Annotated in this window: 16 protein-coding genes; 4 read left to right on the forward strand and 12 right to left on the reverse strand. The window is 75.1% G+C overall.

All coding sequences use genetic code 11. The features are described 5' to 3' along the window. Positions 1–16: 16 nt before the first annotated feature. Positions 17–211 (reverse strand): 50S ribosomal protein L35, encoded by a 195-nt coding sequence (gene rpmI, locus ACZ79I_RS06820; RefSeq protein ID WP_471495082.1) that lies wholly within the window; start codon positions 209–211, stop codon positions 17–19. A gap of 187 nt (positions 212–398) precedes the next feature. Beyond that, positions 399–1,070, reverse strand: coding sequence for a translation initiation factor IF-3 (infC, locus tag ACZ79I_RS06825; RefSeq protein ID WP_381089439.1), 672 nt, complete (start codon positions 1,068–1,070; stop codon positions 399–401). Between the two features lie 413 nt (positions 1,071–1,483). On the opposite strand from infC, the gene ACZ79I_RS06830 reads away from it, so the two are divergent. Further along, a complete protein-coding gene (locus tag ACZ79I_RS06830) occupies positions 1,484–1,870 on the forward strand; it encodes a DUF1844 domain-containing protein (protein WP_471495084.1) in 387 nt (128 codons plus the stop codon). Between the two features lie 96 nt (positions 1,871–1,966). Here the strand turns inward: ACZ79I_RS06830 and ACZ79I_RS06835 are convergent, their stop codons facing one another. The 4 genes from ACZ79I_RS06835 to ACZ79I_RS06850 form a co-directional block, all read right to left on the reverse strand. Next, positions 1,967–3,337, reverse strand: coding sequence for an MFS transporter (locus ACZ79I_RS06835; protein ID WP_471495086.1), 1,371 nt, complete (start codon positions 3,335–3,337; stop codon positions 1,967–1,969). After that, entirely contained in the window at positions 3,334–4,197 is an 864-nt protein-coding gene (locus tag ACZ79I_RS06840; RefSeq protein WP_471495088.1) for an SDR family NAD(P)-dependent oxidoreductase, read from the reverse strand. Before ACZ79I_RS06840 ends, ACZ79I_RS06835 begins: the two co-directional genes overlap by 4 nt. After that, positions 4,194–5,555 (reverse strand): flavin-containing monooxygenase, encoded by a 1,362-nt coding sequence (locus ACZ79I_RS06845; RefSeq protein WP_471495090.1) that lies wholly within the window; start codon positions 5,553–5,555, stop codon positions 4,194–4,196. The genes ACZ79I_RS06840 and ACZ79I_RS06845 overlap by 4 nt, the downstream gene beginning before the upstream one ends. Positions 5,556–5,738: 183 nt before the next feature. Then, positions 5,739–6,488 (reverse strand): SDR family NAD(P)-dependent oxidoreductase, encoded by a 750-nt coding sequence (locus ACZ79I_RS06850; protein ID WP_471495092.1) that lies wholly within the window; start codon positions 6,486–6,488, stop codon positions 5,739–5,741. Positions 6,489–6,713: 225 nt separating this feature from the next. On the opposite strand from ACZ79I_RS06850, the gene ACZ79I_RS06855 reads away from it, so the two are divergent. Next, positions 6,714–7,835 carry a helix-turn-helix domain-containing protein gene (locus ACZ79I_RS06855; RefSeq protein ID WP_471495096.1) on the forward strand — a complete coding sequence of 374 codons (1,122 nt, stop codon included), beginning with the start codon at positions 6,714–6,716 and terminating at the stop codon, positions 7,833–7,835. A gap of 78 nt (positions 7,836–7,913) precedes the next feature. Here ACZ79I_RS06855 and ACZ79I_RS06860 read toward each other — a convergent pair whose 3' ends face one another. Beyond that, the gene (locus ACZ79I_RS06860) at positions 7,914–8,645 is read right to left on the reverse strand and encodes an SseB family protein (RefSeq protein WP_471495098.1); all 732 of its coding nucleotides are present in this window, start codon (positions 8,643–8,645) and stop codon (positions 7,914–7,916) included. A gap of 150 nt (positions 8,646–8,795) precedes the next feature. On the opposite strand from ACZ79I_RS06860, the gene ACZ79I_RS06865 reads away from it, so the two are divergent. Further along, positions 8,796–9,746 (forward strand): serine hydrolase, encoded by a 951-nt coding sequence (locus ACZ79I_RS06865; RefSeq protein WP_471495100.1) that lies wholly within the window; start codon positions 8,796–8,798, stop codon positions 9,744–9,746. A 25-nt stretch (positions 9,747–9,771) separates the two neighbouring features. On the opposite strand, the gene mycP is transcribed toward ACZ79I_RS06865, so the two are convergent. Together mycP and ACZ79I_RS06875 are read right to left on the reverse strand one after the other, a co-directional pair. Next, complete coding sequence (gene mycP / locus ACZ79I_RS06870) at positions 9,772–10,947, reverse strand: type VII secretion-associated serine protease mycosin (protein WP_471495104.1); 1,176 nt, start codon at positions 10,945–10,947, stop codon at positions 9,772–9,774. Positions 10,948–11,011: 64 nt separating this feature from the next. Beyond that, entirely contained in the window at positions 11,012–12,685 is a 1,674-nt protein-coding gene (locus tag ACZ79I_RS06875; protein ID WP_471495106.1) for a hypothetical protein, read from the reverse strand. Between the two features lie 294 nt (positions 12,686–12,979). On the opposite strand from ACZ79I_RS06875, the gene ACZ79I_RS06880 reads away from it, so the two are divergent. Beyond that, complete coding sequence (locus tag ACZ79I_RS06880; protein ID WP_471495109.1) at positions 12,980–14,182, forward strand: amino acid deaminase/aldolase; 1,203 nt, start codon at positions 12,980–12,982, stop codon at positions 14,180–14,182. A gap of 4 nt (positions 14,183–14,186) precedes the next feature. Here ACZ79I_RS06880 and ACZ79I_RS06885 read toward each other — a convergent pair whose 3' ends face one another. The 3 genes from ACZ79I_RS06885 to ACZ79I_RS06895 all read right to left on the reverse strand — a co-directional run bounded on the left by ACZ79I_RS06885 (position 14,187) and on the right by ACZ79I_RS06895 (position 17,516). Continuing rightward, positions 14,187–15,110, reverse strand: coding sequence for a DUF2510 domain-containing protein (locus ACZ79I_RS06885; protein ID WP_471495111.1), 924 nt, complete (start codon positions 15,108–15,110; stop codon positions 14,187–14,189). A 223-nt stretch (positions 15,111–15,333) separates the two neighbouring features. Beyond that, positions 15,334–16,125: a 3-oxoacyl-ACP reductase gene (locus ACZ79I_RS06890; RefSeq protein ID WP_471495113.1), complete on the reverse strand. Its 792-nt coding sequence runs from the start codon at positions 16,123–16,125 to the stop codon at positions 15,334–15,336. Beyond that, positions 16,122–17,516 carry an aldehyde dehydrogenase family protein gene (locus ACZ79I_RS06895; RefSeq protein ID WP_471495115.1) on the reverse strand — a complete coding sequence of 465 codons (1,395 nt, stop codon included), beginning with the start codon at positions 17,514–17,516 and terminating at the stop codon, positions 16,122–16,124. The genes ACZ79I_RS06890 and ACZ79I_RS06895 overlap by 4 nt, the downstream gene beginning before the upstream one ends. Positions 17,517–17,521: the final 5 nt, after the last annotated feature.

A 17,521-nucleotide genomic window follows, 5' to 3' on the forward strand; every position in this document is an offset into this window, starting at 1 on the left:
CTCAGGCGCCGCCGCCTCACTTGCCGAGAAGCTTCTTGATCTTCTTGGCGTCGCCCGGGGCCATCTCGGCGTTGCCGGTGAGGCGACGCGTCAGACGGGACGACTTGTGCTCGAGCAGGTGGCGCTTGCCGGCGCGCTCCCGGAGCACCTTGCCGGAGCCGGTGACCTTGAAGCGCTTGCTGGAACCGCTGTGCGACTTGTTCTTCGGCATAGCGCCGTTCTCTCCTCGTCGGTGGCGCTCCGGTGCCCGGCCGTGAAACCGGGCACGATGGAGCGTCGCTCTTGTATCGGTTACGTCCTGGGACTCGCGTCCCGGGCTTTCCGGGGTCCGTACGTCCGCCTCGCGGTGGTCCGTACGTCCGTACGTCCGGTGTCCTCCCGGGGCCGAAGCCCCGGGATCACGCCTCGGCGGAAGCCTCGGCCGGGGCCTCGGCGTTCTCGGTGTCCGCAGGGTTCTGCGAGCGGCCGGGGTGGGCCTTCGCCTCCGCCTTGCGGGCCTCCTGCGCCTGACGGGCCTCGGCCATCGCCTCGGTCTTCTTCTTGTGCGGACCGAGAACCATGATCATGTTCCGGCCGTCCTGCTTCGGGTTCGACTCGACGAAGCCGAGGTCCTGGACGTCCTCCGCGAGACGCTGCAGCAGCCGGTAGCCCAGCTCGGGCCGGGACTGCTCGCGGCCGCGGAACATGATCGTGATCTTGACCTTGTCGCCCTGCTTGAGGAACCGGACGACGTGACCCTTCTTGGTGTCATAGTCGTGCGGGTCGATCTTCGGCCGGAGCTTCATCTCCTTGATGACCGTGTGCGCCTGGTTCTTGCGCGCCTCACGGGCCTTCATGGCCGACTCGTACTTGAACTTCCCGTAGTCCATGAGCTTGCACACGGGCGGACGGGCGTTCGCCGCGACCTCGACCAGGTCCAGGTCGTACTCCTGCGCAAGCTCCAGGGCCTTGGCAAGCGGCACGATGCCGACCTGCTCGCCACTGGGACCGACAAGTCGCACCTCGGGAACGCGAATCCGGTCGTTGATGCGGGGCTCGGCGCTGATGGATCCTCCTCGGTAGCACCCCACGGCCGCCTGGTGGACGGCCGCGTATGTCCGGTTGACATAGGGACCAACCATCTCGGCGCATCAAAAATGCCCCGGACGGGACACAGGCGGGACTCCGAGCTTTCCGGAGCACCGCCGCGGTGAACCGCGGGGCGCGCTTTCGGGCGACTCCACCGTCCGTACGGAACGGTGGCCGCCGCCTGACCGGTGACCCGCCGCCCCGGAGGACGGCCAGGTGGGAGATCGGAGCCTCCACTTGTGGGCCGGGCACAGCGTGTCCGGCCGGTCGTCACACCAGGCTAGCAGCTCCCCGGGACGGGTGCGAACCGGCGTGCACCCGGCCTCCGACGCCCCCGGCCGCCCGCGCCGGGCCGGTGCCAGCCCCGCTGGCCTGCCGCGCGGCGGGGGCCGTGCCGGGGCCTATCGTGTGGGACATGAGTGACACCTCCCCCGAGGAATCCCCGGCCTCCGCCGATTCCGCCGACAGCCCCGACTTCGACGCCATGACCCGCGACATCGCGGAGGTCCCGGCGGTCGAGGTGATCGTGACGGTCGCCGTCAACCTGATGAGCGCCGCCGCCGTGAAACTCGGGCTCACCGAGGAGGGCGACACGTACAAGGACCTGGACGAGGCCCGCAAGCTGGTACACGCCCTCGCCGGTCTGCTCGACGCCGGCGCGACCGAGATCAGCTCCTTCCACGCCGCCCCGCTCCGCGACGGCCTCAAGTCGCTCCAGCTCGCGTTCCGCGAGGCGTCGATCGTCCCCGACGAGCCGGGCCAGGGCCCCGGGGAGAAGTACACCGGCCCGGTCTACGGCTGAGCACTCCGCGGGAAGTCCGGCCGCCGGACCCGCCGAGCCCCGCCCACCGGTCCGCTCCGGGCGCGGCCGGCGGCGGCAGGCACACCGCCACGGCGGTCACCGCGCCGCCCGGCGGTCGAGGCGGCAGCGGAGCTGGACGGCGACGGCCCCGGCCATCAGCACGGCGGGCAGCACGCCGAATCCCCACAGCAGCGCGGTCAGCGCCCCGTCCGGCTGGGCCACGGTGTGCCCCTCGGAGGTGGACACGAAGCCGCCCGCGGCCAGGACGGCGGAATAGGCGTACGGGCCGATCGCCGTGCCCGCGGCGTCGGTGGCGGTCCACACCCCGGTGTAGGCGCCGGCGAGGGCGCTCCCCCGGGCCTCCGCGGCGGCCACCGCGTCCGGGACCATGGAGAAGGCGAGCAGTTGCAGCCCGGCGAACGCGCATCCCAGCGCCACCACGACGACGAGCGTGACCGCGGTGCCGACCGTCCTGCCGGTGAGCAGCGCCGGCGAGCCGACGATGAACACGCCCTGCGCGATCAGCAGTCCCCGCTGCTTGCCGATGCGCCGCGACAGCAGCATCCACCCCGGTCCGGCCACCACCGCGGGGGCCAGGAAGCCGCCCATGAGGACCGCGGTCAGCCCGGCGTCGCGCAGGACGTACGCGGTGTAGAACGGCAGCGCGGCCAGGAACAGGTGCGTGGTGGTGCCGGTGAGCAGGTACGACAGCGCCAGCGCCCGGAAGTCCCGGTCCCGCCAGGCGGCCGCGATGTCCCCGAAGGCCCTGTGCGGCCGCTGGTCGGGGACGCCGAAGCCGCACTGCGCGGTGAGCCTCCTCACACCGGCGATGGCGACCAGCCCGCACACGACCATGGCACCGGCGAGCGGCAGGGCCATCCGTGCGTACCCCGCGCGGCCGCCGTCCCCCACCAGGGCGGGGGCGGCGACGCCCGAGCCGAGCAGGCCGAGGGTCAGGAAGAGCATCCGGACCATGAACACGCGGGTGCGCTCGTGGTACCCGATCCGCAGGTCGGACGGCGTGGTCAGATACGGCACCTGGAAGGCGGCGAAGAGCAGGTTGCCGGCGGTGAACCAGCAGCCGACCCACAGCGCGGCGGGCAGACCGATCCAGCCGGCCGGCACGGTGAACATCGCCACCATGGCCACGGCCAGCAGCAGCCCCCAGCGCAGCATCCCCCGGCGGTGCCCGGACCCGCGCGCCCGCCGGTCGGACAGCGAACCGAGCAGCGGGTGCACCAGCGTGTCCACGATCCGCGGCAGCAGCAGCGTCACCCCGGCCACGGCCGAGGGGACACCGAGGGTGTTGGTGAGGAAGTAGAGCAGCAGGAGGCCGGGGACGGTCACCCACACGCCCATCCCCAGCGACCCGGTGGCGTAGGCCGTGAGCGCACCGGCCCGGGCCCGTGCCGCCGGGGCTGCCGGCGGCGACGCCGCGGCCGGGGGCGCGCCCGAGGGGGTGGTCACGGCCGCTCCGTGTGGCGCCGGACGACGCCCGCCGCCAGTTTGGCGCCCTCGAAGGCGCCGGAGCGGGCGCGCCCGGCCAGGGTGCGGGCGACGATCCGGTCGGTCACCGAGGGCAGGTGACGGGCGAGGAAGAACTCGACGGCGCCCTTGCGGGTGGTCGCCAGGTCACGGTGCACCCGTCGGCTGAGGACGGCCCGCAGCACGGCGTCCACCACCCCGTCGAGCGGCTCGTAGGTGCTCATGCCCTCCAGGGACAGTCCCGCGGCGGCCGTCGAGTCGTGGATGGGGCTGCGCACCGCGGAGGGGTAGACGCAGGTGACCCCGACATGGGTGCCGACCTCCAGCCGCAGGGCGTCGGCGTACGCCACCAGGGCCCGTTTGGACGCGCCGTAGGCCGCGGCCAGCGGCAGCTGCAGCACGGCCATCCGCGACGCGAGCATGACCACCCGTCCCCGCGACGCCACCAGCGCCCCGATGCAGGCGGCGGTCACCCGCCAGGTGCCCAGCAGGTTGATGTCGAGCTGGCGCCGGGCCTCCGCGCCGGGCGGCAGCTCGGCCGGCGCCGGGCCGCCGGTTCCCGCGTTGTTGATGAGGACGTCGAGTCCGCCGAGGGTGTCGAGCGCCGTGCGGATCGCGGTCGCGACGCTCGCGTCGTCGGTGATGTCGCACGGCAGCACCCGCACCGGGTCGTCCGGCCGCGGGGCGAGGTCCAGTCCGATCACGACGGCGCCGAGCCCGCTGAGGCGTTCGCAGATCGCCCGGCCGAAGGTGCCTGAGGCCCCGGTGACGACGACGCGCAGGCCGTGTGCGTCGCGGCGGCCGCCGAACAGGGCGGCCCGGGGGCGGGGGTGGGTGCTCATCGGGCCGTCCGTTCGTGCTGGGCCGGGGCGAACGCCCGGCCGGTGCCGCGGGCCAGCCGGGCGCGCCCGGCGGTGACCTCGCGCGGCAGGTCGGCGACGTACTGGTCGAAGTCGATACGCATCATCGGGCGCCGGTCCTGGCCCCAGCGCGCGGTGGCGGCGCGCAGCGCGCGGGCCACCGTGCGGCGCTGGTCGTGCGCGGGGGGCAGCGCGTAGCCGCCGGAGAGGTAGGCGGCGGCCAGCTTGGCCTGGGCCTCCACCACCGGCAGCGCGGCGCCGGTGGACTGCATCAGCCCGACGAAGGCCAGGCTGGGCTCGTCCAGGTGGAAGACCCGCTTGTACAGGGGCAGTCGTTCGGGGTCCTCCCCCGCCCACCGGGGGGACAGGAACGGCAGGGTCACCCGGTAGCCGGTGGCCCAGACGATCAGGTCGACCGGGTCCGACGTGCCGTCGGTGAAGACCACCCGGTCCCGGTCGAGCCGGTCGATCCCGGTGCGGGCGACGACCTCGCCGTGCGTGAGGCGGTGCAGGATGGTGTCGCTGATGGTGGGGTGGTTCTGCAGGAGCCCGCCCTTCGGGGCCGGCAGGCCGTAGCGCTGCGGTGTGCCCACCGCCAGGCGGAGCAGGGTCTCGGCGAGACGCTGGCGGATGCGCCAGGGCAGGACGGCCAGGGCGCCACCGGTCGCGTCGGACGGTCTGCCGAAGAGGTACTTGGGCACGATGTGCACGCCGTGGCGGGCGGAGAGCAGGACCGGGCCGCGGGCGGTGTACGAGGCGTCGACGGCGATGTCCATGGCGGAGTTGCCCATTCCCACCACGAGTACCCGCTTGTCCCGGAAGACCTCGGCGGTGCGGTAGTCGTGGGCGTGCATCTGGACGCCGTCGAAGGCGCCGGGATAGGCGGGGCTGGGCCATCGGGGGTCCCAGTTGTGGCCGTTGGCGACCACCACGGCGTCGTACCGTTCGCTCCGGCCGTCCTGCGTGGTGACGTTCCAGGTCCGGCCGGCCTCGTCGCGCTCGGCGGCGGTGACCGTGGTGCGGTAGCGGATGTGGTCGGTGAGGTGGAAGGTCCGGGCGTAGTCGGCCAGGTATGCGGCCATCCGGTCGGCCGACGGGTAGTCGGTCCAGTGCGCCGGCATCGGGAAGTCGGCGAACTGGGTGCGGCCCTTGCTGGTGTTCAGGTGCAGGGACGCGTAGGCGGGTGACAGGCCGCTCGCGTTGCCCCGGGCCCACAGCCCGCCCGGCCGGTCGCCCTTCTCCAGGGTGACGACGTCGCAGCCGGACTCCAGAAGGGCTTTGGTGGCGGTCAGGCCGGCCGCGCCGGCGCCGATCACGGCGACGCGGCAGTGAGGCGTCATGGGGTGCTTCCTCCAGGGCGGGTCGGGGCGGCGGCAGGGCCGTGGCCCGGGTCGGGTGGGCGCGCGGCTCGTCCGCCTGGGCGTGTGCCGGCACGTGTTCCGGGGCGTGTGCGGGCGTGTTCCGGGGCGTGTGCCGGGGCGTGTGCGGGCGTGTGCCGGGGCGGCGGCCGGGTGGTGGCCGGCCTACGCCTGACGGGCCGTGCGCAGCCGGCGGGTCATCAGGCGCAGATAGCCGCGGGGCGAGATGCGGTGGGCCCACCAGGCGAGGCGGGCGGTCCGCCCGGGCAGCAGCAGGTCCTTTCCCCGGGCCACCGCCCGGACGATCTCCCGGGCCACGTGGTCGGAGGTGATCTCCGCCCCGGTGACGGAGCGCGTCACCCCGGGCGCGCGGGGCACCTCCGTCATGCCGCCCGTGACGAAGGTGGGGTGCACCATCGTCACGGACACCCCGCTGGGGGCGAGTTCGGCCCGCAGTGCGGTGAACAGTCCGGTGACCGCGTGTTTGGCCGCCACGTACGCGGGGCGGCCCAGGACCGGGGCGAAGCCGGCGACGGAGCTGAGGACCACGATCCGCCCGCGGGACGCGGTGAGCGCGGGTATCGCGGCCCGGGTGCAGATCAGCGCCCCGATGTAGTTGACCTCCATCACCCGGCGGTAGGTGGCGACGTCGTGGTCGAGGAGGGCCCCGACGGCTGAGATCCCCGCGTTGTTGACCAGCACGTCGAGCCGGCCGTGGCGGGCCGCCAGGTGCCCGAACGCCGCGCGCACCTGTTCCTCGTCGGTGATGTCGCACGCGACGAAGCGGTCGTCCCCGGGCGGGCAGGCGCCGGGCAGGTCCAGGCCCGCCACCGTGAATCCGGCCTCGGCGAACCGCTTCATGAGCATCGCGCCGATGCCGCCGGCGGCGCCGGTGATGACGACCACCTGGGTCATGGGGTTCCTTCCTTCCGTGCGGTCTCTGCGGGGTCTTCCGTGCGCTCCTGCGGAGCGGTGGCGGGCAGGCGGCTGTGGAGGGCGGCCGTCGTCACCGGGCCGTCCTCGGGGGTCGCTTGTGGTGGAGGCCAACAGTAGGAGGTGGGTGCGGGGTGAACCATGGCGTGGCCCACGGTCTTCGGCGCCCGCCTTGTGCCCGGCCACAACAGAGGGCACCATCGCGTGATGGATCCGCGTGACGAGTGGTCCGCCGTCGTCGATCTCATCGAGAGGGTGGTCGGCGAGGAGGACCTGCTGTCCTCCTCGGTGGCGGGCGTGCGCACGATGGTCCCGGAGGTCGCGGCGCTGACCACGGCCGACATCGGCGGGCACACCCGCGCCCTGCTCGCCGCGGCGACCCGGGCCCTGGCCGCCCGGCGCGGCCCGACGCAGGCCGAGCTGTCCTTCGTGGAGGACCTGGGAGTGACCCGGGCCCGGCAGGGTGTGCCGATCGAGGCGGTGCTGCGGGCGATCCACGTGGCGGAGCGGGCCATCTGGTCGCGGGCCCGGGAGATCGCCACCGCCACCGGGGTCGGCGCCGAACTGCTTCTGGACGCCCGCGAGTTGTACGACGACTGGGCCGAGGCGGTGCGTGCCCGGCTGATCGAGGCCCACCGGGCGACCAGGGCCGACCACGGGGTGCGGACCAGCGACCGGGAGGCGGCGCTGCTACGGCGTGTGCTGGAGGGCGGCTCGGCGGCGGCGCTGGCAGCCGCGGAGGCCGGGCTGCCGGCCGGCGGTCTGTGGGTGCTGGTCCTGCGGCCGGACGCGGCGACCGCGGGGGTGCGGCAGCGGCTGTCCGACCAGGGGCCGGTGCTGTTCGGGGTCGTCGACGGACTGCTGGCGGGCGTGCTCGCCCAGGCGCCGCCGCGCTCGGGCGTCGCGCCGCTGCGGGCCGGTCTCGCCGGCCCCGCGGGTCCGGAGGAACTGGCCGCGGCGCGGCGCCTGGCGGCCCTGGCCCTGACGGCCGCCGAGGCCACCGGGCGGCTCGGCCTCGTCCATGTGGCGCAGGCGGCGGCACTCGCCGCGGTGCTGGACCGGGCGGACCTGGCCACCGTTCTGCTCGATCACCACCAGCCGGCCTGGGCGGCGCTCGGTGCCGGGGCCGAACCGGTGGCGCTCGCCGTCCGCGCCTGGCTGGAGGCCGACAGGGACGTCACCGAGGCCGCCGGGCAGCTCTTCGTGCACCCCAACACGGTCCGCAACCGTCTGCAGCGTTTCACCGAGGCCACCGGGATCGACCCCTACACCACCTTCGGCGCGGTGGACGCCTGGTGGCTGTGCCGGGCCTGGCTGACCCGCGGCTGAGCCGACGCCGGGCCGGCCGCGCACCCGTCCCGCGGCGGACCGCCGGCGGGGTGCCGGGTCACCGGCGTACGGGCGGCGTCATCCCCGGACGAACAGCGGCTCGCCCGGCGGTGTCGCCCCGGCCGGCAGCAGCGCCAGGTCGAGGCCGCGCACCAGGCGGGCCCTGAGCGTGTCGTCGGCGGCCATGCGCTCGGCCACCGCCCGCGCGGCGTCCGCCGGAACCGCGGTGGGGTCCAGGACGAGCGCGAGGATGCCGTCCGCCTGTCCGGGGCCGAGGTAGGCGCGCCGCACGGCGGGTTCGGCGGCCACCGCGGCACGCACCGCTTCGGTGACGGCCGGGTCGGCGAGCGGATCGGTCGTCGTCCGGCCCTCGGCGAGCGCGAGCAGCGCGGGGCCCGTCAGCTCGAACGGCACCGGCCCGGACATGTCCAGCACGATCGTGTCGGCCTTCTCGTGCACGGCGGCCCGCAGCACCTGGTGCAGGGGGACGGCGACGGGGCGGGCGGCGGGATCCCAGCGGGCGAGGGCGTCCGTGGAGGTGAACGCGGGCAGGGCGGTGCGGCCACCGGCCTTCAGGGTCGGTACGGCCATGTCACTGGTCTTCTCGCGGCGCAGACCGTTCTCGTCCTCCTCGACCTCGCCGAGCACGGCGACGACCGGCACCAGCAGCCGGGCGCCGCCCAGCGCCTCGAGGACGGGCCCCACGGCGGTGCGGTCTGCGGCCCAGGCGGCCAGCGCCGCACTCAGCCGGGGTTCCGCGGAGCCGTCGTCGTCGGAGAACGGGTGGTCGGGAATGTTCTTGTTCGCCACGGTCACCGACCCTATCCGGGGTCCGGCGCGGGGACGGCGCCGCCCCTGGGACAGCGCGCCCACCGGTCTCACGGGTTTCTCAGCCGCCCCTGACACGGATCTCACGTCCGTCCCACCTCACGCACAGCACCCGGCCTGAGCATCGCGGCCATGGAGTCCCCCGGAGCCCGCCGGCGCCGCCGTGCCCGTTCCTCCCGGCGTCGCCCGTTCGCCGGCCTGGCGCTGGCGTCGGTCCTCGTCGCCGGTGGTACGGCCGCGGGAACCGCCTATGTGAAGGCGCGGGCGCACGCCGACGCGGGCGCCGTATCGTCATCGGCGTCGGTGACGCCCTCGGCGTCGGCCCCCGCGCGCCAGGAGGCATCGGTGGAACCTGCGGCCAAGCCCTCCGTGGACACAGACGCTCTCCTGGAGAAGGCCATGAAGGCGGTGAGCGTCGAGGCCGGGGCGGATCTGGCCGTCGCCGTGCTCGACATGGACTCCGGTGACAGCGCCACGTACGGCGAGGGCACCTTCGACACGGCCAGCATCGTGAAGGTCGACATCCTGGCGACGCTGCTGCTCCAGGCGCAGGACGCGGACCGGCGGCTGACCGGGCAGGAGAAGACCTGGGCCGCCGCGATGATCGAGAAGAGCGACAACGCCTCGGCGTCGGCGCTGTGGACCGCGATCGGGTACGCGGAGGGCCTCGACCGCGCGAACGCGCGTTTCGGCCTCACGGACACCGCGGGCGGTGACGGGACCCTGTGGGGGCTGACACAGACCACCGCGGCGGATCAGCTCACCCTGCTGCAGCAGGTGTTCGGGGACGACTCGGAGCTGAGCGGGCCCTCGCGGGCGTATCTGCGGGACCTCATGGGCGGCATCGCCGAGGACCAGCGCTGGGGTGTGTCGGCGGCCGCGGACGGCTCCGGGTGGGCCCTGAAGAACGGCTGGCTGGCGCGCAGTACGACCGGGCTGTGGGACATCAACAGCATCGGGCGGATCACCGCCGGCGGGCACGGCCGGCTCCTGGTGACGCTGTCGAACGGCAACTCCACGAAGGAGAAGGGTATTGCGCTGGTGGAGGCCGCAGCGCGTGCGGCGGTCGCGGCGTTCGCCTGAGGCGGGCCGGCGGTCCGCCCCTCCCTCACGGGCCGTGGGGGCGCGTCCTGGTGCGGCCGCGCCACAGCACCACCGACGCCACCAGCAGCACGGCGCCCAGGCTTCCCGCGAGCGGGCCCGCCCAGCCCGGGGAGTCCGTCGTGCCGCCGGCCCGGTCGGGGCCGGGCCCGAAGTACTTCTGTCCGTACGACGTCGCCCGGGGGCCGTCCGCCGGGAGGGAGGCGGCCGCCTTGATGGCCGCCGCGGGGTCGATGAAACCGAAACCGCGGGAGTCGTCGCGGCCGCCGGTGGGCGCGTCGCGGGCCGTCCTCTCCAGGAGCTGCTTGATCTGGGCCGGGGACAGGCCCGGGTGGGCCGCCTTGATCAGTGCGACGGCGCCCGAGACGAACGCGGACGCCGCGCTCGTGCCCCAGCCCTCGTAGTACTTGCGGTCGGGGTCGGCGATGACGATGTCGACGCCGGGCGCGCTCACGGTGGCGTACCAGCGGCGGGTGGAGAAGGAGGCGCGGGTGCCGTAGCGGTCGACGGCGGTCGCGGCGATGACGCCCGGGTAGGCCGCCGGGTACGAGATGTGGTCGCCCTTCTCGCCGCCGTTGCCGGCCGAGGCGACGACGACGGCGCCCTTCTTCAGGGCGTATTGCACCGCCTCGTCCTCGGCCGCTTCGGGATGGGCGGAGTCGGAGTCGTCGCCGAGGGAGAGGTTGATGACATCGGCGCCGTGGTCGGCGGCCCAGCGGATGCCCTCGGCGAGCGCGTTGCCGCGCGAGTCACGGGCCTTGGCCCGGGCCGGGTCGCCGTCCTCCAGGATGACGCGGACGGGCAGGATCCGCGCCTTGGGGGCGACGCCTACGACACCGTCGGCGTCGTCGATGCCGTGGCCGTGACCGGCGATGATCCCGGCCATGGCGGTGCCGTGCCGGGCCCAGGGGCGGTCGCCGCGCCGGGCGCCGAAGCCGACGAGGTCCGTGCCCGCCAGGACGTTGCCGGCCAGGTCGGGGTGGGTGGCGTCGACGCCGGTGTCGAGGACGGCGACGGTGATCCCCTCGCCCTTGGTCGTCCGCCACGCCTTCTGCAGGTGCAGCGCGTCGAGGGCCCACTGCTGCGCGCGTATCCCGTCGGCGTGCGCGACGGCGGCGGGCAGCAGGGCGAGGAGGCCGGCCAGGAGGAGGGTGAGGAGCCGGGCGCCTGCCGTGCGGATCACGAGGGCGTCTCCGTGGTCGTGGCGGGCCGTGGGCGGGGGTGCGGGCGGGGCTGCGGGCGGGCGGTCATGACGGCTTCTCCGTGGCCGAGGCGAAGGTCTTGCGCAGGGCCGCCTCGATGCGGTCGGCGAGGCCCGCGGCCTCGTCGCCCAGGCCGGACTGGGCGGGGGCCGTGGTGGCGCCGGTCTTCATGGCGTCCGCGGCGGGCTGCGGTTCGCTGACGGTGCGGCCGTCGGCGAAGCCGGAGACGGCGTAGACGACGACGGGCGCGTCCGTGCGGACCGAGATCGTCCAGGAGGCGCGCTGGGCGTCGCCGAAGCCCGCGGCCACGGTGCCCTTCGCGGCGTACGGACGGGGCATCAGATCGGTGCGCCGGTCCAGGCCCCCGTCCTTGAAGCGGCGCTTCAGCGCGCCCATGGCGGCGGCGTCCGCCCGCGTGAACAGCAGGCCGACGGTGGTGACGTGGCTGCGGGTGGCGTCCGTGTACGTGGCGCGCAGCAGCCGCAGACAGCCGGCCGGGGCGAGGGCCTGGCGCAGGAGCGGGTCGAAGGCGTCCTGGCAGCCGCTGTCGGGCGCGACGGCGATACGCGTCCAGGTGCGGTCGGCGCCACCGGGGCCCGCGTCCGTCCCGTCGACGGTGGGCGGGAAGAGCCGGTCGACGGGGGTGCTGTGCCACAGGCTTCCGGCGACGGCGAACGCGCCGCGCGCTCCCTCCCCGCTGTCCTCTCCGGTCAGCCAGCTTCCGGTCACGGCGCCGCCGATGAGCCCGAGGCCGAGGACCAGGCAGACGGCGGCCGCGGCGGCCCGCGGGTGCAGCCGCACGGCGAGGCGCCGCGGGCGGGCGGACTCGACGGCGCGCGTGTCGGGCCGGGCGAGGGTCACCACGGGCCGGTCGGACACGAGGGGCCGGTGGTGCAGGCGCGCGGTCGTCTCCACGATGCCTTCGGGAGACGGCTCGGTGCGCGGTGGTGGCACGGCGGCGCTCGCGGGGCCGTCCGCGGCCGGGCCGGCCGGCGGCGCGTCCGGGAAGCGCGCGGAGGCCGCGGGCGGGGGCGGGCCGGCGGGCCCTGCGCCACGGTCGAGCCGGAGCTTGGGGAACTGGAGGGACTCGGGCGTGCGCCGCGCCGGCGTCTGCGTGCCGCCGCCCGCCGCCGGGGGTGGCACGGACCCGGAGGCGTCCCCGGGGCGCCGCTCGGCGTCGGCCGCACCGGGCCGGAACGGCCCCGCGGGCCCCTCCTCCCCGGCCGGCCGGGCGGGCGCGTCCGCCGCCCCAAAGCAGACGGCGGAACCCTCCCCGCCGGACCGTACTGCGGCACCGGCCGCACCGGGCCGGAACGGCCCCGCGGCCCCCTCCTCCCCGGCCGGCCGGGCGGGCGCGTCCGCCGCCCCGGAGCGGACGGCGGAACCCTCCCCGCCGGACCGTGCCGCGGCACCGGCCGCACCGGGCCGGGACGAGGAGGGCCCGGCACCGGACCGCGCGGACGAGGCGTCCGCACCCGGCGGCGCGGTCCGGCGGGGAGCCGGCGTGGTACGCGGCGGTCCGGCGGGCCGGGGAGGGGACGGGTGCGCGGCCGTGGGCGGGTGCTCGGGGCGGGGCGGGATCGTTCCGGCGGCCTGGTCGCGTGCTGCCGCCCGGTACGGGTCCTGCGTGTCCGCGGGCGGCTCACCGGGCGCGTTCGAGGGCCGGGGCGGGGCCGTGGGGCGCGGGGGGATGGAGGCGCGACGCGCTTCCGTGCTCATGCACCCCCCGTTTCCTGGTGGCCGGGCCGCCCCGGGGTCTGCCGGGGTGTTCGACCGCCCGTGGGGAGCGGCCGGTACGCGCGGTGCGGGACGCGCCACCCGTCCTGGGCAGGCATACCCGCGCTGACGGACGCCCATCCCAGGCGGGCGCGCCCGGGCGGCGGCCGCTCCGTTCCCGCGTGCGCGTCACTCTACGGGTTGATCCGCCTCGAACGGGAACCAGTCCGCAGCGCCGGGGCATCTGCCCGGAACGTCCCCCTACCCTGCGGTAATCGCATCTGGCAGGCTTCGTTCATGACTGCCCGCGCCGCAGACCGCGCCCGCTACGACCGGGCCACCGCCCACCTCGACGCCCCCGTCGCGATCGTGGACCTGGAGGCGTTCGACGCGAACGCCGACGACCTGCTCCGCCGGGCCGGGGGGAAGCCGGTCCGCGTCGCCAGCAAGTCCGTGCGCTGCCGTGCCCTGCTCGAACGCGTCCTGGCCCGGGACGGTTTCGCGGGTGTCATGTCCTTCACGCTCGCCGAGTCGCTGTGGCTGGCCCGCTCCGGTTTCGACGACGTCCTGCTCGCCTACCCGTCGGCCGACCGGCAGGGCTTCGCCGAACTGGCCGCCGATCCCAAGCTCGCCGCCGCCGTCACCGTGATGGTCGACGACCCGGCCCAGTTGCGTCTGATCGACGAGGCCCGCCAGGGCGGCACCGAAGTGGTCCGCGTCTGCCTGGAGTTGGACACCTCGCTGAAGCTGCTCGGCGGTCGTGTGCGGGTGGGTGCGCGCCGCTCGCCGCTGCACTCCCCCGCCCAGGTGGCGGAGATGGCCCGTGCCGTGGCGCGCAGGCCCGGTTTCCGGCTCGTGGGCGTCATGGCGTACGAGGGCCACATCGCCGGTGTGGGCGACGCGGTGGCCGGCCATCCGGTGCGGTCGCGGGCCGTCCGGCTGATGCAGGCCGCGGCGCGCAGGGAGCTGGCCGGGCGGCGCGCCGACGTGGTGCGTGCTGTGCGGGCCGTGGCGCCGGACCTGGAGTTCGTCAACGGCGGCGGTACGGGCAGCGTGCAGCACACGGCCGCCGAGGACGCGGTGACCGAGATCGCCGCGGGCTCGGGGCTGTACGTGCCGCGGCTGTTCGACAACTACACCTCGTTCCGCGGGCGTCCGGCGGCGCTGTTCGCCCAGCCGGTCGTGCGCAGGCCGGGGGTCGGCGTGGTGACCGTGCTGGGCGGCGGCTATCCGGCGTCGGGCGCCCCCGGCCGTGACCGGCTGCCCGTGCCGTATCTGCCCGAGGGGCTCGGCTACGACCCCCAGGAGGGTGCCGGCGAGGTCCAGACCCCGTTGCTGGGCGCGCCCGCCGACGACCTGCTCATCGGCGACAAGGTGTGGTTCCGGCACGCCAAGGCGGGCGAGCTGTGCGAGCGGTTCGACGTGCTGCACCTGGTCGAGGGCGACGAGGTCACGGCGACCGTGCCGACCTACCGGGGCGAGGGGCGCACCTTCCTGTGACGGTTCACCGGGTGGGCCCGATGCTGCTGCCCACTCCCCCGCCGCCCGACGTGTCGCCGACCGGCCGGATGCCCTTGGTGATCCTGTCCATGTCGGCGAGCGGAGGCCCGTCGGGTCCCGCGTCGAAGGCGAAGCGGACGACGACCGGCGCCTGCGAGCCCACGCTGGACGGGAACGCCAGCGACTGGACGTAACCGCCCGGGCCCTTCGCGGTGGTGACGCGCCAGCGCACGAAGTAGCCCGCCCGGCCGGCGACGGCGATCTGACCGGCCTTCACCAGGCGGTGGGACGTGATGCCGCCGAAGGGCCGGCTGCCGATCGTGTCGCGGTCGAACTCCGTGTTCGCGGCGTCCGCGATGTCGCCCTTCGCGAGCGTCTCCGGGGAGCTGCCCGCACCGACCGCTGCGGTCCGCGACAGGACCCGGCCGTGACGGCACAGCCCGGGGTCGCCGGGGCAGTCGTAGGTGCCGGGGGTGGTCAGCACGACGTCGTCCTCGGCGACGTTCTCGGGTCTGGCCCAGCCGTCGAGCACCGGGAAGGTGATGCCGTTGAGGTCGTCCACGACGACGTGCGGGTCCCCGGAGGGGGAGGCGGAGCCCGGGTCGGACGGCGTGGGCGGCCGCTTGTCGTTGGACACCGAAGTCACCGCCGTGGGCGAGGACTTGGCCTGCGCGGCGCCGCCGCCGTCGTGGCCGAGCACGAGCGCGCCGGTGACGATGGCCGCGACCAGGACGGCTCCGGCCGTCGCGAGCGCGACCGCCCTGGCGCGCCGGGGGCCGCCGCCGTCCGGGGGCCGCGGGAAGACCAGGGGCGGCACGGGCGTCTCGGGCTGGCGCCGGTGGTCGGTCCACGCGGTCCCGTCCCACCAGCGTTCGGTGAGCGGGTACGACGGGTCGCGGTACCAGCCGGGCGGGGGCGAACTGCTCATCCCGGCTACTGTAGGACGTGGCGCATGGAGGCAGACAGGGCCTCCCCCTCATTCGCTCGGTGCACACGGCTCGTCCGGTCGGGCCGACGGGCGGTCGGCCGCGGGCGGTCCGGGTGGCGGTCCGTGGCGGCGGAGGAGGGCGGTGCGGCCGCCGGCGCGGCGGCCGCCACCAGGGCCCACGCGAGAAGGGGTCCAGAGGGCGTGGGCCGTTCCCCTTCGTCCCCTACAGCGGGGTGACGTACGCGCCGGAGATCCCGCCGTCCACCAGGAAGTCGGTGGCGTTCACGAAGGAGGAGTCGTCGCTGGCGAGGAACGCGACCGCGGCGGCGATCTCCTCGGCCTCCGCGAACCGGCCGACCGGGATGTGCACCAGACGGCGGGCGGCGCGCTCGGGGTCCTTGGCGAACAGCTCCTGCAGCAGAGGGGTGTTGACCGGGCCGGGGCACAGCGCGTTCACCCGGATGCCCTCGCGGGCGAACTGCACGCCCAGCTCGCGGGACATGGCGAGGACACCGCCCTTGGAAGCCGTGTACGAGATCTGCGAGGTCGCCGCGCCCATCCGGGCCACGAACGACGCCGTGTTGATGATGGAGCCCCTGCCCTGGCGCCGCATGTAGGGGATCGCGGCCTTGCAGCACAGGTAGACGGAGGTCAGATTGACCTCCTGGACCCGCTTCCACGCCTCCAGGCCGGTGTCCAGGATCGAGTCGTCGTCGGGCGGCGAGATGCCCGCGTTGTTGAAGGCGATGTCGACGGAACCGTAGGTGTCGAACGCGGCCTTGAAGAGCGCCTCGACCTGCTCGGCGTCGGTGACGTCCACCTTCACGAACAGCCCGCCCGCCTCGTCGGCGGCGGCCTTGCCTCGGGTGTCGTCGACGTCGCCGCAGACGACGTGGGCGCCCTCGGAGGCGAGCCGGCGCGCGGCGGCGAGGCCGATGCCGCTGCCGGCACCGGTGATGACGGCGGTACGGCCGACCAGGCGGCGGCAGATGGGGTCGGGTGTCTGCGAGGTCACTGTGCGGGGCCCTCCGTGCTGATGAAGACGTTCTTGGTTTCGGTGAAGGCGGTCAGCGCGTCCGGGCCGAGTTCCCGGCCGATCCCCGACTGCTTGAAGCCGCCGAAGGGGGTCCAGTAGCGGACGCTGGAGTGGGAGTTGACGGACAGGTTGCCCGCGCGGACGGCCTGGGAGACGCGCAGCGCGCGGCCGACGTCCCGGGTCCAGATGGAGCCGGAGAGGCCGTAGGGGGTGTCGTTGGCGAGGCGGACCGCGTCGGCCTCGTCCTCGAACGGCAGGACGACGGCGACCGGTCCGAAGACCTCCTCGACGGCCACGCGCGCGTACGGGTCGACGTCGGTGAGGACGGTGGGCGGGAACCAGAAGCCGGGGCCCTCGGGCGCCTTGCCGCGGATGCCGGGCGCGTCGGTGCCGACGTACGAACGCACCCGCTCCAGCTGGGCCTTGGAGATCAGCGGGCCCATCCCGGTGCTCTCGTCGGCCGGGTCGCCGACGAGGACGGACTCGACGGCGGGGGCCAGGAGGCCGAGGAAGCGGTCGTACACGGAGCGCTGCACGAGGATGCGGGTGCGGGCGCAGCAGTCCTGGCCGGAGTTGTCGAGGAAGGACATGGGGGCGGCGGCCGCGGCGGCGTCGAGGTCGGCGTCCGCGAAGACGATGTTGGGGCTCTTGCCGCCGAGTTCCAGGGTGACGCGCTTGAGCAGGGCGGAGCCCTTCGCCAGCACGTGGGTGCCCACGGCGGTCGACCCGGTGAAAACGATCTTCGCCACGCCCGGGTGCTCGACCAGCGCGGCGCCCGCGACGGGGCCGCGGCCGGGCAGGACCTGGAACAGTCCGGCCGGCAGGCCCGCTTCCAGGGCCAGTTCGGCCAGGCGCAGGGCCGTGAGCGGGGTCGTCTCGGCGGGCTTGAGGATCACCGCGTTCCCCGCCGCGAGCGCCGGGGCCGTGCCCCACGCGGCGATCGGCATCGGGAAGTTCCAGGGCGCGATGACGCCGATGACCCCGAGCGGTTCGAGGAACGTGACGTCCAGGCCGCCGGCGACGGGGATCTGGCGGCCGGTGAGCCGCTCCACTCCGCCGGCCGCGTAGTCGAGCAGATCGCGGACGTTGCCGGCCTCCCAGCGGGCGTTGCCGATGACATGGCCCGCCTCCCGCACCTCCAGCCGGGCCAGCTCTTCGAGGTGGTCGTCGACGGCGGTGGCGAAGCGGCGCAGCAGCCGGGCGCGGTCGCCAGGGGCGAGCGCGGCCCACACCGCCTGCGCCCCGGTGGCCCGTACGACGGCGGCGTCGACGTCCCGGGCGGTGGCGGCGGGAAGGGTGGCGACGACCTCCTCGGTGGCCGGGTTGAGGATCTGGAGCTCGTGCTCGTCGGGGGCGGACTGGTCGGACACGGAAG

This window comes from Streptomyces sp. PSU-S4-23 (assembly GCF_055632315.1).

Excerpts from the sequence above, each read along its gene's own strand:
- ACZ79I_RS06845 (WP_471495090.1), bottom strand. The coding sequence starts at position 5,555 with ATGACGCCTCACTGCCGCGTCGCCGTGATCGGCGCCGGCGCGGCCGGC.
- rpmI (WP_471495082.1), bottom strand. The coding sequence starts at position 211 with ATGCCGAAGAACAAGTCGCACAGCGGTTCCAGCAAGCGCTTCAAGGTC.
- ACZ79I_RS06855 (WP_471495096.1), top strand. The coding sequence starts at position 6,714 with ATGGATCCGCGTGACGAGTGGTCCGCCGTCGTCGATCTCATCGAGAGG.
- ACZ79I_RS06865 (WP_471495100.1), top strand. The coding sequence starts at position 8,796 with ATGGAGTCCCCCGGAGCCCGCCGGCGCCGCCGTGCCCGTTCCTCCCGG.
- ACZ79I_RS06830 (WP_471495084.1), top strand. The coding sequence starts at position 1,484 with ATGAGTGACACCTCCCCCGAGGAATCCCCGGCCTCCGCCGATTCCGCC.
- ACZ79I_RS06840 (WP_471495088.1), bottom strand. The coding sequence starts at position 4,197 with ATGAGCACCCACCCCCGCCCCCGGGCCGCCCTGTTCGGCGGCCGCCGC.
- ACZ79I_RS06875 (WP_471495106.1), bottom strand. The coding sequence starts at position 12,685 with ATGAGCACGGAAGCGCGTCGCGCCTCCATCCCCCCGCGCCCCACGGCC.
- ACZ79I_RS06850 (WP_471495092.1), bottom strand. The coding sequence starts at position 6,488 with ATGACCCAGGTGGTCGTCATCACCGGCGCCGCCGGCGGCATCGGCGCG.
- ACZ79I_RS06885 (WP_471495111.1), bottom strand. The coding sequence starts at position 15,110 with ATGAGCAGTTCGCCCCCGCCCGGCTGGTACCGCGACCCGTCGTACCCG.
- ACZ79I_RS06880 (WP_471495109.1), top strand. The coding sequence starts at position 12,980 with ATGACTGCCCGCGCCGCAGACCGCGCCCGCTACGACCGGGCCACCGCC.